General features: G+C 68.4%; 14 protein-coding genes. 2 read left to right on the top strand and 12 right to left on the bottom strand.

The features are described 5' to 3' along the window. Positions 1 to 23 precede the first annotated feature (23 nt). The 10 genes from ACQ1RG_RS12310 to ACQ1RG_RS12265 all read right to left on the bottom strand — a co-directional run bounded on the left by ACQ1RG_RS12310 (position 24) and on the right by ACQ1RG_RS12265 (position 9,042). Positions 24 to 1,430: a hypothetical protein gene (locus ACQ1RG_RS12310; RefSeq protein ID WP_193338296.1), complete on the bottom strand. Its 1,407-nt coding sequence runs from the start codon at positions 1,428 to 1,430 to the stop codon at positions 24 to 26. After that, complete coding sequence (gene nadD / locus ACQ1RG_RS12305) at positions 1,423 to 2,028, bottom strand: nicotinate-nucleotide adenylyltransferase (protein ID WP_040340979.1); 606 nt, start codon at positions 2,026 to 2,028, stop codon at positions 1,423 to 1,425. Before nadD ends, ACQ1RG_RS12310 begins: the two co-directional genes overlap by 8 nt. Before the next feature lies 1 nt (position 2,029). After that, positions 2,030 to 2,182: a hypothetical protein gene (locus ACQ1RG_RS12300; protein ID WP_167560205.1), complete on the bottom strand. Its 153-nt coding sequence runs from the start codon at positions 2,180 to 2,182 to the stop codon at positions 2,030 to 2,032. Positions 2,183 to 2,279: 97 nt separating this feature from the next. Then, positions 2,280 to 3,569, bottom strand: a complete 1,290-nt coding sequence (locus ACQ1RG_RS12295) for a glutamate-5-semialdehyde dehydrogenase (protein WP_193338295.1) — start codon at positions 3,567 to 3,569, stop codon at positions 2,280 to 2,282. Positions 3,570 to 3,572: 3 nt separating this feature from the next. Then, positions 3,573 to 4,739: a glutamate 5-kinase gene (gene proB, locus ACQ1RG_RS12290; RefSeq protein ID WP_009375432.1), complete on the bottom strand. Its 1,167-nt coding sequence runs from the start codon at positions 4,737 to 4,739 to the stop codon at positions 3,573 to 3,575. Next, on the bottom strand, positions 4,736 to 6,280 hold the full coding sequence (gene obgE, locus ACQ1RG_RS12285) for a GTPase ObgE (protein ID WP_009375431.1): 1,545 nt from the start codon (positions 6,278 to 6,280) through the stop codon (positions 4,736 to 4,738). The genes proB and obgE overlap by 4 nt, the downstream gene beginning before the upstream one ends. 86 nt (positions 6,281 to 6,366) lie before the next feature. Beyond that, positions 6,367 to 6,618 carry a 50S ribosomal protein L27 gene (rpmA, locus tag ACQ1RG_RS12280; RefSeq protein WP_009375430.1) on the bottom strand — a complete coding sequence of 84 codons (252 nt, stop codon included), beginning with the start codon at positions 6,616 to 6,618 and terminating at the stop codon, positions 6,367 to 6,369. 15 nt (positions 6,619 to 6,633) lie between these two features. Next, positions 6,634 to 6,942, bottom strand: coding sequence for a 50S ribosomal protein L21 (rplU, locus tag ACQ1RG_RS12275; protein WP_009375428.1), 309 nt, complete (start codon positions 6,940 to 6,942; stop codon positions 6,634 to 6,636). Positions 6,943 to 7,123: 181 nt separating this feature from the next. After that, entirely contained in the window at positions 7,124 to 7,429 is a 306-nt protein-coding gene (locus ACQ1RG_RS12270; protein ID WP_009375426.1) for a chorismate mutase, read from the bottom strand. Positions 7,430 to 7,509: 80 nt separating this feature from the next. Next, positions 7,510 to 9,042: an alanine/glycine:cation symporter family protein gene (locus ACQ1RG_RS12265; protein ID WP_009375424.1), complete on the bottom strand. Its 1,533-nt coding sequence runs from the start codon at positions 9,040 to 9,042 to the stop codon at positions 7,510 to 7,512. 142 nt (positions 9,043 to 9,184) lie between these two features. Between ACQ1RG_RS12265 and ACQ1RG_RS12260 the strand changes: the two genes are divergently transcribed. Beyond that, positions 9,185 to 10,303, top strand: a complete 1,119-nt coding sequence (locus ACQ1RG_RS12260) for an SPFH domain-containing protein (protein ID WP_009375422.1) — start codon at positions 9,185 to 9,187, stop codon at positions 10,301 to 10,303. 120 nt (positions 10,304 to 10,423) lie between these two features. Here ACQ1RG_RS12260 and ACQ1RG_RS12255 read toward each other — a convergent pair whose 3' ends face one another. Beyond that, complete coding sequence (locus tag ACQ1RG_RS12255) at positions 10,424 to 13,345, bottom strand: Rne/Rng family ribonuclease (protein WP_259788428.1); 2,922 nt, start codon at positions 13,343 to 13,345, stop codon at positions 10,424 to 10,426. A gap of 303 nt (positions 13,346 to 13,648) precedes the next feature. Here ACQ1RG_RS12255 and ACQ1RG_RS12250 point away from each other — a divergent pair, with 303 nt between their 5' ends. After that, a complete protein-coding gene (locus tag ACQ1RG_RS12250) occupies positions 13,649 to 14,311 on the top strand; it encodes a vitamin K epoxide reductase family protein (protein ID WP_009375419.1) in 663 nt (220 codons plus the stop codon). A gap of 174 nt (positions 14,312 to 14,485) precedes the next feature. Here the strand turns inward: ACQ1RG_RS12250 and ndk are convergent, their stop codons facing one another. Continuing rightward, on the bottom strand, positions 14,486 to 14,899 hold the full coding sequence (gene ndk, locus ACQ1RG_RS12245) for a nucleoside-diphosphate kinase (protein ID WP_009375417.1): 414 nt from the start codon (positions 14,897 to 14,899) through the stop codon (positions 14,486 to 14,488). Positions 14,900 to 14,954: the final 55 nt, after the last annotated feature.

The raw sequence follows: 14,954 nt of genomic DNA, 5'->3' as shown, positions 1-14,954 counted from the left end.
GGATGGTCAGAGCAGTCAGGAGGTCAGAGCAGCATGACGAGGGCGATGACGATGAGGGCGACGGCGAAGAGCGCCGCCACGCCCAGCACGATAAAGGGTACTTTGGACGGCTCCTCGCCGACAAGGATCTGTCCGTCGTGACCGGTCACGGCACTCGCCTTGATCCGGTGTCCCGGCGGGTTCTCCGTCTCTTCGTCCTCGTAGTCGGCGTTCGGCAGAGCCCATGCCTCGGGGACGGCATCCATCGGCCGGGTCTCCGGGTTCGCGGCCAGCGCCCGGGCGGCGTCGTCGGCCGACTGCGCGGACTCCGCTTCGTCACCTGCCCGCTCGTCCTTCTTCGCTGTCGAGGCCCCGTCGGTCGGCGACGTCGTCCCGGTCCGCGGGGTCGACGTCGGTGACGCGGTCGCGGTCTCGACGACCTCGGTCTCGGTGATCTCGGTCTCCCGTGCCCCCGTCTCCGTCGTCGTCTCGCTCACCTGCGCCGAGGCGGCGGTGACGACGCGCACGCCCTTCGTCGCCGGCGGCTGGACGATAGGCATCCGCCGCGAACGCGTCGTCGCCTCCCGGTCGGCAGTCTTCGCCGGTGTCGCCGGCGCGGCAGACTCTGCGTCGGTGCCCGCCCGTGCGGCCGGCTTCTCCGCCGCCGCGGACGTCCCGGCCTGCTTGACCGCCGGCGTGTTCGGGGTCGCGTCGGTCTGCGCAGCGGGCTTCTCACCCGGTGCGGGGGCCTTCTCCGCCTTCACGTCGGGAGCCTTCGACTCCTCCCGGTTCGGCGCAGTGCCCTTGCCCGGTGCGTCGGCGGGTTTCGCAACGGTGTACTCCGCAGGCGCGGAGCCGGTCGGCCGGGCGGGGGCGTCCTCGGGTGCGGCGGGGCGCGGTGCCGAGTCCGGGGTCACCGGGGACTCGAAGTCGCGCGCGGCCACCTCGTCCGAGGTGCCCCCGAAGCCGGCGGTGTCGAAGGATTCGTGTTCGACGGGTCGGGAGTCCGCGTCGGGCTGCGACTCCTCGGGTTCGGCGATGACGGGGATCGCGCCCGTCGAGAGATCACCATCGAGGGAGAGTCCGTGTTCACGGAGGTAGCGTTTGCGCTCGGCACGCGACTCGAAATGCGGCAGCGGCGCGCGCCGGGGATCGAGGCGATCCGCGGCGTTGACCGGGGGACGTTCCTGCGGGAGGTGGTCCGAGGCCAGCGCACCGCGTTCGTGGGCGACCTTCTCCGCCGGCGCCGGATCGATGCGCGAGGCGGAGTCCTGGACCGCCTCGGCGGGGGCCTTGGGCTTCTCCACCGGACGCTCCGGCGGCGTGAGGAGGTCGGCCCGGTTCGTCTCCGTCGGCTGTGCAGGGGTCGACCTGGCCTCGAACTCCTGTTCGGCGGCCAGACGCTCGGCTTCGCGCCTGGCACGCCGTGACGTGAACTGCTCTTCAGCCATTATCACTCCTGTACAGGTCATGTTTCGCGATGTACTGCACCACGCCGTCGGGCACGAGGTACCAGACCGGGGCTCCGTCCATCACCCGTTGTCTGCAGTCCGTTGACGAGATCGCTAGGGCCGGGATCTGGGCCAGGCTCAGCCGGTCGACGGGCAGTCCCTCGCTGCGCAGTTCGTGGCCGGGTCGGCTGACCCCGACGAAGTGCGCCAAGGAGAACAGCTCATCGACATTCTTCCACGTCAGGATCTGAGCCAAAGCGTCCGCGCCGGTGATGAAGAACATCTCCGTGTCCTCGCCGAGGCTGGCGGTGAGGTCGCGCAGGGTGTCGATCGTGTACGTCGGGCCGGGCCGGTCGATGTCGACGCGGGAGACGCGGAACCGCGGGTTCGACGCCGTGGCGATGACGGTCATGAGGTATCGGTGCTCGGCATCGGTGACCTCTTGGGCGTCCTTCTGATAGGGCCGACCGGTGGGGACGAAGATCACCTCGTCGAGGTCGAAGGTCGATTGGACCTCGCTCGCGGCGACGAGGTGCCCGTGGTGGATGGGGTCGAAGGTGCCGCCCATGACACCGACCCGACGGGTGCGATCTGCCATATCAGTGGCGGTAGGAGATGCCCTTCCACGACCGGGCCACGACGGCCATCGTGAGGAAGATCGCCAGGGTGATGAGTCCGTAGCCGATCGGCTCCATCGGCAGCTCGTTGTGGGCCGCTGCTTCTTCGGCGGCTGCCAGCAGAGTTGCGTTCACGGTAGTGCTCCTTGTGTCTCGGACCGGCGGTGACCGGTGTGGTGTCCCATCAGTTTCTCACGTCATGTCGGCTGCGCGTGCAGCGACATGGGCGAAGTCAGTCGCGGATCTGCCCGTTTCCCTGCATGATCCACTTCGTCGTCGTCAGCTGCTCGACGCCCATCGGACCACGGGCGTGGAGCTTCTGCGTCGAGATCCCGACCTCCGCGCCGAAGCCGAACTCTCCCCCGTCGGTGAACCGGGTGGAGACGTTGACGCCGACGGCGGCGGCGTCGATGGCTGTGACGAAGGTCTCCGCGTTGTCGATGTCCTTCGTCACGATCACCTCGGTGTGTCCGGAGGTGTAGGCACGGATGTGGTCGATGGCCTCGTCGATGCCGGAGACGAGCTTGACCGCGAGTTCGAGGTCGAGGTACTCCTTGGCCCAGTCCCGCCGCGAGACGCGGCGGATGCGCATCGACTGCGGGGCCAGGGCGGCGACATCGGCGTCGGCGTGGACGACGACGCCGGCCGCCTCGAGGCGCTCGAGGAGCTTCGGCAGGATCCGCTTCGCGGCCTTCTCGTGGACGAGGAGCGTCTCAAGCGAGTTGCACACGCTCGGGCGCTGCGTCTTCGAGTTGATGACGAGGTCGACGGCGGTCTTCACGGTCGCCGAGGAGTCGATGAACATGTGGACGTTGCCGATCCCGGTCTCGATGACGGGGACGATCGAATCCTGGACGACGGTGTTGATGAGTTCGGCGCCGCCGCGCGGGATGAGGAGGTCGACGTAGTCGCGGGAGTTCATGAGCACGCTCGCCCCGTCGCGTCCGTACTGGTCGATCGTGCTGATCGTGTCGGCGGGCAAACGGACGGATTCGACGGCACGGCGGAGGACGGAGACGAGTTCGGCGTTCGTGTTCTCCGCTGCCGAGCCTCCGCGCAGGATCGAAGCGTTGCCGGCTTTGAGGGCGAGGATGGCGATGTCGACAGTGACGTTGGGTCGGGCTTCGTAGATCGCACCGATGACGCCCATGGGCACCCGGGACTGCGTGAGCCGGATCCCGTTGGGCAGGGTGCGCCCGAGGACCGTGGTGCCGACCGGGTCGGGGATGTCGATGACCTGCTCGACGGAATCGGCGATCGCTGCGATCCGCGCCTCGTCGAGGCGGAGGCGGTCGAGGAGCGATTCGCTCATCCCGTTCTCAGCACCCTTGGCAAGGTCGCTCTCGTTGGCCTTGACGATGCGGGCAGAGGACTCGCGCAGCCCCTCGGCGATCGCCTGCAGTGCCGCATCCTTCTCCGCCGTCGAGGTCGTGGCCAGACGAGCGGCGGCCGCCTTCGCGTTCCGCGCGATCCTCGTCACCCCGCGCACGGTCTTGGGGTGGATGTCGGCTGCTGCGGTCATGGACTAGCTCCTCCCGCTCACGTGGGTGAGGACGAGATCGTTGCGATGGATGACTTCTTTACGGTAGTCACTTCCCAGGCGGGTGCCAAGTTCCTCTGTGGTCAGCCCGAACATCATCGGCAGCTCGGCGGAGGAGAAGTTCGTCATCCCCCTCGCCACGGTCTCTCCGCTCAGACTGCGGATCTCGACAGGGTCACCTGCCTCGAACTCGCCGTCGACGCCGACGACCCCGGCGGCGAGCAGACTCGTCCCGCGTGAACGCACGGCCGTCGCGGCGCCGTCGTCGATCGTCACCGAGCCGAAGGTCCGCGCCAGATGCCGCAACCAGAGCAGACGCGTGCCGCGGCGACGGTGGGTGACGGAGAACGCCGTGCCGACGTTCCCGCCCGCAAGCACCTCGCCGACCCTGTCCGCCGAGGTGAGGACGGCGGGAACGCCCGAATCGGTGACCATAAGCGCGGCATCGACCTTCGTCGCCATGCCCCCGGTGCCCGTGCCGGCCGAGCCCACTCCCCCGATCGCGACCCCGCCGAGGTCGTCAGGACCGGCGACATGGCCGATCCGGGAGGAGGTGTCCAGGTGGGGCGGGCCCGTGTAGAGGGCGTCGACGTCGGAGAGGAGGACGAGGGCGTCGGCGTGGGAGAGGTGGGCGACGAGGGCGGCGAGCCGGTCGTTGTCGCCGAACCGGATCTCCTCCGTCGCCACCGCGTCGTTCTCGTTGACGATCGGCAGCGTGCCGAGGGTGAGCAGCCTGTCGATGGCCCGTTGGGCGTTGCGGTACCGGGTGCGACGGATGAGGTCGTCGGCGGAGAGGAGGACCTGGGAGGGCACGAGGTCCCAGCGGCCCAGTGCCCGGGTGTAGGCGGCCATGAGCAGGCCCTGTCCGACGCCCGCAGCCGCCTGCTGGGTGGCGAGGTCGCGGGGGCGGCGGCGCAGCCCGACGGGTTCGAGGCCGGCGGCGATCGCACCGGAGGAGACGAGGACGACCTCGCGGCCTTCGGCCCGGTGGGCGGCGATCGCGTCGGTGAGGGCAACGAGGCGGGATTCGTCGAGTCCGCCGTCGATCGTCGTCAGCGACGACGACCCGACCTTGATGACGATGCGCTTGGCCGCCGCGATGTCCGCGCGCACCGCTTCGCCGGCCTCCTGCGAGCGGGTCGTCGCGGTCATCGGTCGTCGCTGGGTTCGGCGTCGCCGCGTGCTCGCGCGGCCCTTTCGGCGAGGCGCTCGGCCTCGAACTCGGCACGCACCGCGGCCTTCGCGTCCTGCCGTTCGTGGTAGGCGGCCTTGCGCTCCTTGCGGCTCGCGCGGGCCTCCTCCTCGAGGCGGAGATCGGTGCCGCGGGACCCGAGCAGTTCGGCCCCGCCGACGCTCGTGGGATCCCAGTCGAAGACGACGCCGTCGCCCTCGCCGATGACGACGGTGTCGCCGGGCTTCGCACCGGCCTTGAACAGCGCCTCTTCGACGCCGAGGCGCTCGAGCCGGTCGGCGAGGTAGCCGACGGCCTCGTCGTTGGCGAAGTCGGTCTGGACGACCCAGCGTTCGGGCTTGTCGCCGAGGACGCGGAAGACCGGACCGTCGGAGTCGCGTTCGGATCGGATCTCGAAGCCCTTGTCGTCGACGGCCTTGGGTCGGATGACGACTCGCTGGGGCACCGCCTCGAGCTCCGCGCGGCGTTCGCGTTCGGCGGCGACGAGGCCGGCCATGGCGAAGGAGAGCTCGCGCAGGCCCGCATGGCTGACAGCGGAGATCTCGAAGACGCGGTAGCCCGCCGCCTCGAGGTCCGGGCGGACGATGTCGGCGAGTTCGCGGCCGTCGGGGATGTCGACCTTGTTCAGTGCCACGAGCTTCGGGCGTTCGGAGAGAGGAAGGTCGCTCGTGCCGTCGCCGAGGTCGACGGAGTAGGCGGCGAGTTCGGACTCGATGGTCTCGAGGTCGGAGACGGGATCCCGACCGGGCTCCCACGTCGCCATGTCGATGACGTGGACGAGGGCCGCGCAGCGCTCGACGTGGCGGAGGAACTCGAGTCCGAGGCCCTTGCCCTCGGAGGCCCCGGGAATGAGCCCGGGGACGTCGGCGATCGTGTAGCGCACGTCGCCGGCCTCGACGACGCCGAGGTTGGGCACGAGCGTCGTGAACGGGTAGTCGGCGATCTTCGGCTTCGCGGCCGAGAGCGCGGCGATGAGGCTCGACTTCCCCGCCGAGGGGTAGCCGACGAGGGCGACGTCGGCGATGGTCTTGAGTTCGAGGACGAGCGTCGAGGACTCTCCGGGTTCACCGAGGAGGGCGAAGCCGGGTGCCTTGCGCTTCGTCGAGGCCAGCGCGGCGTTGCCGAGTCCGCCGCGGCCGCCGGCGGCGGCGACGAATTCGGTGCCGGGTCCGACGAGGTCGGCGAGGACCTCGCCCGACTGCGTCTTGACCACGGTGCCGTCGGGGACAGGGACGATGAGGTCCTTGCCGTCGGCGCCGTGGCGGAGGTCGCCCTTGCCGATGCCGCCGCCGTCGGCCCTGAGGTGGGGGCGGTGGTGCAGGGGAAGCAGCGTCGTCGTCTGCGGGTCGACGACGAAGGTGATGTCGCCGCCGCGGCCGCCGTTGGCGCCGTCGGGGCCGCCGAGGGGCTTGAACTTCTCCCGCCGGATCGAGGTGCAGCCGTTTCCGCCGTCGCCGGCGGCCAGGTGGACCGTGACACGGTCAATGAACTCGGTGGCCATGATGTCCTTATATCAGATGAAGGGTGAGTCAGGAGACTCACCCTTCATGCTCCCCCGCCGAGCGGGAGACGTTCAGTGTCCGTCGGTCAGACGCCGACGATGTTGACGACCTTGCGGCCGTTGCGCTTGCCGAATTCGACGGCGCCCGCCGTCAGTGCGAAGAGCGTGTCGTCGTTGCCGCGACCGACGCCGACGCCGGGGTGGAACTTGGTTCCGCGCTGGCGGACGATGATCTCACCGGCCTTGACGACCTGGCCGCCGAAGCGCTTGACGCCGAGGTACTGCGGGTTCGAGTCGCGACCGTTGCGGGTCGAGCTGACTCCCTTTTTGCTTGACATGTCAGATGTCTCCTCTTACTTGATGTTCGTGATCTTGAGACGGGTGAGGTCCTGGCGGTGGCCCTGACGCTTCTTGTAACCGGTCTTGTTCTTGTACTTCTGGATCACGATCTTGGGACCGCGCAGTTCATCGACGACCTCGGCGCTGACCGAGATCTTCGAGAGGGCATCGGCATCGGTCGTGACCGCATCGCCGTCGACGAAGAGGACGGCATCGAGCTCGACGCTGTCTCCGGCCTTCGCCTTCATTCGGTTGACTGTGATGATGTCGCCGACGCTGACCTTTTCCTGGTGGCCACCGGCACGGACAATGGCGTAGACCATGGTCGAACCCTTTCTGCTCTTTCGCATACGAACGGCGGCTGATCCCTTGGCTCTGACGGAAGCGAGGCTTCCGCAGGAGACCCATTGAGAGGAATCACCGGCCGTGGTGCAACACGCGCACCGACGATCCAGTCTAGTCGATCCGGGTTCGTCTCGGCAAACCGCTGACGGCTCGGCCGACTCAGCCCTCGCGGGACTCGGCGATCCGCTCGTGGTGATGGATGACCTCGGCGACGATGAACGCGAGGAACTTCTCGGCGAACTCGGGGTCGAGGTGCGACTCCTCGGCCAGACGGCGCAGACGGGCGACCTGCCGGGCCTCACGGGACTCGTCGGCGGGCGGGAGTCCATGGTCGGCCTTGAGCTCCCCGACGGTCTCGGTGAGTTTGAATCGCTCCGCGAGGAGGTGGATGAGGGCGGCGTCGATGTTGTCGATGCTGCCGCGCAGCTCGAGGAGTCGGTCCTGGGCTCGGGTGTCGTTCGTCACCGGATCAGTCTAACCGCGACGCACGCACTGCGCCCCGGGACCCGACCGGGTTCCCGGGGCGCGGTGAGGGCCGCAACCGCTCAGGCAGGCTGTTCGACGGGGACGGCGTCCTTGGTGTCCGGGTCGGTGAGCGTGCCGGCCTTGCGGTCGGCGAGGTACTTCTTGAGCTCCTTCTTGACCACCGGCATGAGGATGTAGAGGCCGAGGATGTTAATGAAGGCGCACATGAACAGTGCCGCGTCGGCGAACTCGACGACCTTGCTGAAGCTGGCGACACAGCCGATGACGACGAAGACGCAGACGAGGACGCGGAAGACCATGATCGTCGCCCTGCCCCGTCCGAAGAGGAAGCTCCAGGCGCGCTCACCGTAGTAGGCCCAGGTGATGAGCGTGGAGAACGCGAAGAGGGCGACGGCAATGGCGAGCAGCACCGGGTACCACGAGGCGACGGTCGAGAACGCGTCCGAGGCCAGGGTGACGCCGCCGATCTCGCCGGTGCCGATGGATTCGGTGTAGGAGGGCTGGTTGGCGACGATGATCGTCAGCGCGGTCATGGTGCAGATGACGACGGTGTCGATGAAGGGTTCGAGGAGGGCGACGAAGCCCTCGGAGATCGGGCGCCGGGTCTTGACCGCGGAGTGGGCGATCGCAGCCGAGCCGATGCCGGCCTCGTTGGAGAAGGCGGAGCGCTGGAAGCCGATGATCATGACGCCGACGATGCCGCCGGCGATGCCCTGCGGGTTGAACGCGCCTTCGAAGATCTCGCCGATCGCCAGCGGGATGGTGTCGAAGTTGATGGCGAGGACGAGGAGGCAGGAGATGACGTAGAAGATGCCCATCGCGGGGACGAGCTTGTCGGTGACCTTCGCGATCGAGCGGATGCCGCCGAGGATGACGAGACCGACGAGGAGGGCGAAGAGGATGCCGAAGATCAGTCCGGCGAAGGGGCCGCCGAGGAACCCGTCCTCGCCGCCGGTCGCGGTGCGCACCTGGGCGAAGGTCTGGTTGGCCTGGAACATGCCGCCGCCGACGACGCCGAAGATGAGGATGGCGATGGCGAAGATGCCGGTCAGCGTCATCGCCACGGGGCGGGAGAAGCGGCGGAACGCGACGGGCAGGTACTTGAAGGGCCCGCCGTGGACGACGCCGTTCTCGTCGATCTCGCGGTACTTCACACCGAGGGTGCATTCGACGAACTTCGTGCACATGCCGAGCAGCCCGGCGATGATCATCCAGAACGTCGCACCGGGACCGCCGAGGGCCACCGCCACACCGACGCCGGCGATGTTGCCGAGGCCGACGGTTCCCGACAGTGCCGAGGCCAGCGCCTGGAAGTGGGTGACCTCACCGGGGTCGGTCGGCGAGGAGTACTTGCCGCGGACGACCTCGAGGGAGACCTTGAAGCCGCGGAACTGGATGAAGCCGAAGTAGAGGGTGAAGATGAGGGCGCCGATGATGAGCCACGCGACGACGAACGGGAAGGAGATCTCCCCGATGGTCACGGGAACGAAGATGACGCTCGAGAACCAGGTGGCGATCGGATCGAACCACGCGTTGATGGCGTCGTCGACGGGAGAAGTGGGGGCGTCTGAGGCTAAGAGGAGTCTGTCCATGAAGCCTCAATGTTCCGCAAAGGGGCCGCCGGATCAAGCGAATTCGCGTCCGTCATCCGGACAGTTACGGAACTGTTACGTGAGTCACATATTCGGTGGCACCAAATGATCCGCGACTCCCTCGGTGCCCTAAGCTGGCGTCATGTCAGAGAACCATCCGCCGTCATTCCCGAACGATTCCGACCCCCGACCGCATCCGCCGGGGCAGGCCGGTCCCGGGCAGGTCGGCCCGACCGACCCCGGACGCGGACTCGGCGCTCCCCCACGTGTCGGGGGCCCAGCGGGAGAGGCTCCGAACGATCATCGCGGACCCCTGCGTGACGGCCCGGGACGGCCCACCCGCATCGTCTCCCCCGAGGGTGAGCGGGTGCGCGAGCGGCCCGCAGGAGGGGTCTCCGGCTACTTCGCGATCGTCGCCGCCGTCGGACTGCTCATTCTCGCCGCGCTTCTCGCCCTCATCGGCTTCGGGCTGATGATCGCGCAGCAGCCGCTGGGGGTCATCCTCATCGTCCTCGGCGTCCTCGCCTTCATCGCCTCGATGTTCCTCTTCAAGGGATGCACCTCGGTGGCGCCCGGCCATGCCGTCGTCCTCCAGCTCTACGGCCGCTACGTCGGAACCGTGCGGCAGTCGGGGCTGCGCTTCGTCAATCCGCTCTACTCGAAGCAGCAGGTCTCGACGCGCATCCGCAACCACGAGACGTCGACGCTCAAGGTCAACGACCTCGACGGCAATCCCATCGAGATCGGCGCCGTCGTCGTCTGGCAGGTCAGGGACACCGCGCAGGCCCTGTTCGAGGTCGACGACTTTGAGGAGTTCGTCGCGATCCAGGCCGAGACCGCCGTCCGCCATATTGCGAACTCGTACGCCTACGACTCCTCCGATCCGCGCCGCATGTCCCTGCGCGACAACGCGGACGAGATCACCTCGAAGCTCTCCGAAGAGGTCGCCGCGCGCGTCGCCTCCGCCGGTGTGACGGTCATCGAGTCGCGGATCACCCAGCTCGCCTACGCCCCGGAGATTGCCCGCGCGATGCTGCAGAGGCAGCAGGCGACCGCCGTCGTCGCCGCCCGCCAGCTCATCGTCGAAGGGGCTGTCGGGATGGTCGAGACCGCGATCGAGCAGATCGAGCGCCGCGACATCGTCACGCTCGGCCATGCCGAACGCAGTGACCTCGTCACGAACCTCATGATCGTCCTCTGCGGGGACCAGGCGGCTCAGCCGACGATCAGCACGACGAGGAACCGACAGCCCGGCAGCTGAGATCCCCGCCAGAGGCCACAGGGCTCGATCCCCGCGCACAGAGAAGCGCCCCACCAGCTGGTGGGGCGCTTCTCTGTGCGCGGTGCCGATTGCCGACGGTGCGGAGTCGGCGGTTCGGCCTCAGTCCTCGCCGATGATGACGAACGAGGTCGGCAGGGACTCCTGCGGGGCCTCGGCGGGCTTGTCCTTCTTCACCGGAGCCTTGCGCCGAGGTGCCGGCTCCTCAGCGGCCACCGCGACCTTCGTCGTGGTGTCGGCACCGATCATCAGCGGCAGCTCTCCTGCCGGCTGCTCGGGCTCAGCTGCCGACGGTGCGGACTGTGCGAGCGACTCCGACTCGGATTCCGTCGGCAGCTCGGGCTGGGCCTCCTCGGCCGTGGACCCGGCCTTCGCGTCGTTCGTCGACTCGGCGTCGCGCTCGGACTTCGTCGACCGCTTCCGTCCCCGCGACTTCGATCGGCCCTCGGACTTCCGCTCGGACCGGTTCGGCTGAGACTCCGAGACCTCGGACGGCTGCTGCGCGTCCGCCTCGGCCTCGTCGTCCTTCTTCAGGGTCGCCTTGGCGATCGCGGCGACCGCGGAGCGGGAGGCCTCATTGGCCGCCGCATCCGACTGCGACTCGGTCTCGGTCGACTTCGCCGACGATCGGCGCTTGCGGTCACGCTTGCCGCCGGTCTCCGAGTTCGACGATCGTCCGCCGCGGTGGGCCTTCGTGCCGTCCTCCTCCGAACCGGGCAGGAGCAGCCCGCGTCCGCTGAGGTCGGCACCGGCGGAGACCATCGACTCGGCCAGGCCGGTGCCGATGCGCTTGCGCGTCATCTGGACGAGACCGAGCGAGGTCACCTCGGCGACCTGATGCTTCGTCCGGTCGCGACCGAGGCATTCGACGAGACGGCGCACGACGAGGTCGCGATTGGATTCGAGGACCATGTCGATGAAGTCGACGACGATGATGCCGCCGATGTCGCGCAGGCGCAGCTGGCGGATGACCTCCTCGGCGGCTTCGAGGTTGTTCCTCGTCACGGTCTCCTCGAGGTTGCCGCCGGCACCGGTGAACTTTCCGGTGTTGACGTCGATGACCGTCATCGCCTCGGTGCGGTCGATGACGAGCGAACCGCCCGAGGGCAGGTTGACGGTGCGGTTGAGCGCCTTCTGGATCTGCTCCTCGACCCGGTAGTGGTCGAAGATCCCATCGTCCTCGGAGTACCGGTGGACCCGGTCGAGGAGGTCGGGGGCGACGGCTTCGACGTACTCGTGGATGGTGTTCCACGCGCCGTCGCCGTCGATGACGAGCGAGTTGAAGTCCTCGTTGAAGACGTCACGGATGATGCGCACGATCATGTCCGGCTCGCTGTAGAGCAGCTGCGGGGCGAGCACCTTCGTCGACTTCGACTTCTTCTCGATGGTCTCCCACCGCTTCGTCAGGCGTTCGACGTCCCGGCTGAGCTCCTTGTCGGTCGCGCCTTCGGCTGCGGTGCGGACGATGACGCCGTTGGAGTCGCCGACGAGTTCTTTGAGCAGCTTCTTCAGGCGGGCGCGTTCGACGTCGGGCAGCTTGCGGGAGATGCCGGTCATCGAGTTCCCGGGCACGTAGACGAGGAAGCGTCCCGGCAGGGAGATCTGACTCGTCAGACGGGCGCCCTTGTGCCCGACCGGATCCTTCGTCACCTGGACGAGGACGGAGTCGCCGGTGCTGAGCGCCGTCTCGATCCGGCGGGCCTTGCCGTCCATGCCGAGGGCGTCCCAGTTGACCTCACCGGCGTAGAGCACGGCGTTGCGGCCCTTGCCGATGTCGATGAACGCCGCCTCCATGCTCGGAAGCACGTTCTGGACCTTGCCGAGGTAGACGTTGCCGATGAGCGAGGACTGCTGGCGGTTCTCCTTGAGATAGTGCTCGACGGCGATGCCGTCCTCGACGACGACGAGCTGGGTCTGGTCGCCGCTCTCGCGCACGAGCATCGTGCGATCGACGGATTCGCGGCGGGCGAGGAACTCGGCTTCGGTGATGACCGGGCGACGGCGTCCGGCCTCACGGCCCTCCTTGCGGCGCTGACGCTTGGCCTCGAGGCGGGTCGAGCCCTTGAGCGAGGTGACCTCGTCGCCGTCGGACCCGCGCGAGCGGGAACGGCGACGGCGGCGACGGCGCGAACCGCCGTCCTCGTCATCGTCGTCGGAGTCGCCGGTCCTGTCCTTCGGCGAGTCCTCATTCGCCTCGGCCTTCTCGGACCTCTCCGGCTTCTCGGACTCCTCACGATCGGAGCTCTTCTCCGCCCTGCCGCCACGGCGCTTCGACCGGGAGGGACGCTCGTCCTCATCCTCGGTCTGCTCGGACTCAGCGTCGTCACGGGCGTCGGCGTCATCGTCGCGGCTGCGCGAGCGGCGGCCGCGGCCGCCGCGGCGACGGCGCCGTCCGCCGGACTCGGAGTCCTCGTCCCGGTCGCCGCGGTCGTCGTCGCTGCGGTCGTCGTCGTTGCGCGAGTCCCGGTCCTCGGCGAGGTCGTCGTCCTCATCGTCGTAGTCGTCATCGACCGTGACGACCTCGGCGAGTTCGGCCTGGGGCACCTGGAAGATCAGGCCGCCGTGCTGCGGAACGGCGGGGGCAGGGCGGCTCGCGGGTTCGGCCGGCTGCGGGGCGGCGGGAGCGGCGAAGGGGTTGCGGGGATCGAATGCGGGCGCCTGCGGGCGGGCCGGTGCATCGGCGGCGTCCTCCTCGGCGTCGGCGTCGGACTCGGATCCGTCCGACCCGGTGCGATCCGTCTCGCGGACGAACTCCTCGAAGACGAGCCCGCGGTTGGCCACCGCCTCACGGGCCCGCTTCGGGCCGCGACGGCTGCGGGGGCGGGAGTCCTCGCCGTCCTCGTCGGGGTTCTCCCGCAGGGAGCCTGCCGCATCGGCGAGGCTGTCGAGCTCTTCGCGCACCTTGTCGTCGACCTGGTGGTCGGCGCTGCGCGCGGCATTCGCGGACTCCTGCAGATCGGCGAGATCGGCGAGGATGCCCTCAGTGGCATCCGATGTGCCGTTGTCGTTCGTCGAATCGTTCATGATCACTCCTGGACCGGTGTCTCCGTCCACACCACACGGATGACCGGTGTCCTGCATGGCCCGTGTCGGGCCGAAACCTGTGGACGTCATCCCGGGCTCGCGCTCAGCGCGTTGGCTCAGGATGCTGCCTCATCTTCGTGTCGACCTGCGAGGCCGTTCCCTCGACTCGGTGGAGGCACGTCTCCCGCCCGGTGTGAGGGCGAGTATCCGTCGCACCATTATGTCACAGTTTCTCCTGTCGTCTGCGGTGCGAGGGGCTGTGCGCGGTTTGCCGCGGACCCCGCGGGCAGGCATGCTTGAGGGGTGAACACCGCACACGCGCCCGCAGACGACGACCTGGCCGACGACATCGCTCCAGCAGCACCGACGAGGTCGTGGGTGCTGCGGCCGACGGCCTTGGGGATCTTCCTCATCGTCGGCTCCGTCATCGGCTTCCTCGCCTCCTTCGCCCTCGCCGTCGAGAAGTACGAGAAGCTCGAGAACCCCGAAGCGGCGCTCTCGTGCGACCTCAACCCGTTCTTCTCGTGCGGTTCGGTCATGGAGTGGCCGCAGAGCCAGCTCTTCGGCTTCCCCAATCAGCTCATCGGCGTCGCCGCGTTCATCTTCCCGCTCCTCCTCGGCGTCCTCCTCGTCGCGAAGGCGCGGATCCCCGCCTGGGTGATGATCGGGCTCAACATCGGCCTCGCCCTCGGCGTCGCCCTCGTCATGTTCCTCTTCTACACCTCGATCTACGTCATCGGCGTCGGCTGCCCGTGGTGCATGGTCGTGTGGACCGTGACGATCCCGATGTTCTGCGCCGTCACCGCTCACAACGCCCTGGCCGGCAGCTTCGGTCGCGGCGTGCGCGACAGTGCGATCGTCCGGGTGCTCGCGAAGGAGAACATCGCGATCGCCGTCGTCTGGCTGCTCATCATCGCCTTCTGCGTCGTCGTCCAGTTCTGGAACTTCTTCTCGACGCTTCTCTGAGTCCCGGTCCCTCCTCTGGGTCCCAGGCCCCTTCTGGGTCCCAGTCCCCCGCCGAGGCGGTCGTCCCTCCTCCAGGTCCCGTTTCCCCGTCGATGGTCGGGTGCGGACCCCAGACAGCAACGTGCCCCGCAGGTCGGCTGACCTGCGGGGCGCTCTCGTCTCAGCGGACCCGGCTCAGTTGGGGAACCAGATGGCGATCTCGCGCTCGGCCGACTCCGGGGAGTCGGAGCCGTGGACGAGGTTCTTCTGCACCTTCTCACCCCAGTCGCGGCCGAGGTCGCCGCGGATCGTGCCGGGGGCGGCCGCCGTCGGGTCGGTCGCCCCGGCCAGCGAGCGGAAGCCGGGGATGACGCCCTGCCCGGAGGCGATGATCGAGACGATCGGGCCCTCGGACATGAAGTCGACGAGCGGCTGGTAGAACGGCTTGCCCTCATGCTCGGCGTAGTGGGCGGCGAGTTCCTCGGCGGTGGCGGTGCGCAGGCTCAGCGCATCGATCGTGTAGCCCTTGGCCTCGATGCGGGAGAGGATCTGTCCGACGAGTCCCCGGGCGACTCCGTCGGGCTTGATGAGGATGAGCGTGCGTTCCATTCCGGTCCTTCCGGTCGATGAGATCAACGTTGGACAGTGTACCCGGGCGGTTCCC

Origin of the sequence: Brevibacterium sp. K72, assembly GCF_050562175.1 — a bacterium.
GTDB classification, from domain to species: Bacteria; Actinomycetota; Actinomycetes; order Actinomycetales; family Brevibacteriaceae; genus Brevibacterium; species Brevibacterium casei.
This window is presented reverse-complemented; position numbering and strand designations above follow the sequence as displayed.

What these genes read in the sequence shown, in the direction of transcription:
- ACQ1RG_RS12310 (WP_193338296.1), bottom strand. Translation starts at nt 1,430, where the DNA reads ATGGCTGAAGAGCAGTTCACGTCACGGCGTGCCAGGCGCGAAGCCGAG.
- nadD (WP_040340979.1), bottom strand. Translation starts at nt 2,028, where the DNA reads ATGGCAGATCGCACCCGTCGGGTCGGTGTCATGGGCGGCACCTTCGAC.
- ACQ1RG_RS12295 (WP_193338295.1), bottom strand. Translation starts at nt 3,569, where the DNA reads ATGACCGCAGCAGCCGACATCCACCCCAAGACCGTGCGCGGGGTGACG.
- proB (WP_009375432.1), bottom strand. Translation starts at nt 4,739, where the DNA reads ATGACCGCGACGACCCGCTCGCAGGAGGCCGGCGAAGCGGTGCGCGCG.
- obgE (WP_009375431.1), bottom strand. Translation starts at nt 6,280, where the DNA reads ATGGCCACCGAGTTCATTGACCGTGTCACGGTCCACCTGGCCGCCGGC.
- rpmA (WP_009375430.1), bottom strand. Translation starts at nt 6,618, where the DNA reads ATGTCAAGCAAAAAGGGAGTCAGCTCGACCCGCAACGGTCGCGACTCG.
- rplU (WP_009375428.1), bottom strand. Translation starts at nt 6,942, where the DNA reads ATGGTCTACGCCATTGTCCGTGCCGGTGGCCACCAGGAAAAGGTCAGC.
- ACQ1RG_RS12265 (WP_009375424.1), bottom strand. Translation starts at nt 9,042, where the DNA reads ATGGACAGACTCCTCTTAGCCTCAGACGCCCCCACTTCTCCCGTCGAC.
- ACQ1RG_RS12260 (WP_009375422.1), top strand. Translation starts at nt 9,185, where the DNA reads ATGTCAGAGAACCATCCGCCGTCATTCCCGAACGATTCCGACCCCCGA.
- ACQ1RG_RS12255 (WP_259788428.1), bottom strand. Translation starts at nt 13,345, where the DNA reads ATGAACGATTCGACGAACGACAACGGCACATCGGATGCCACTGAGGGC.
- ndk (WP_009375417.1), bottom strand. Translation starts at nt 14,899, where the DNA reads ATGGAACGCACGCTCATCCTCATCAAGCCCGACGGAGTCGCCCGGGGA.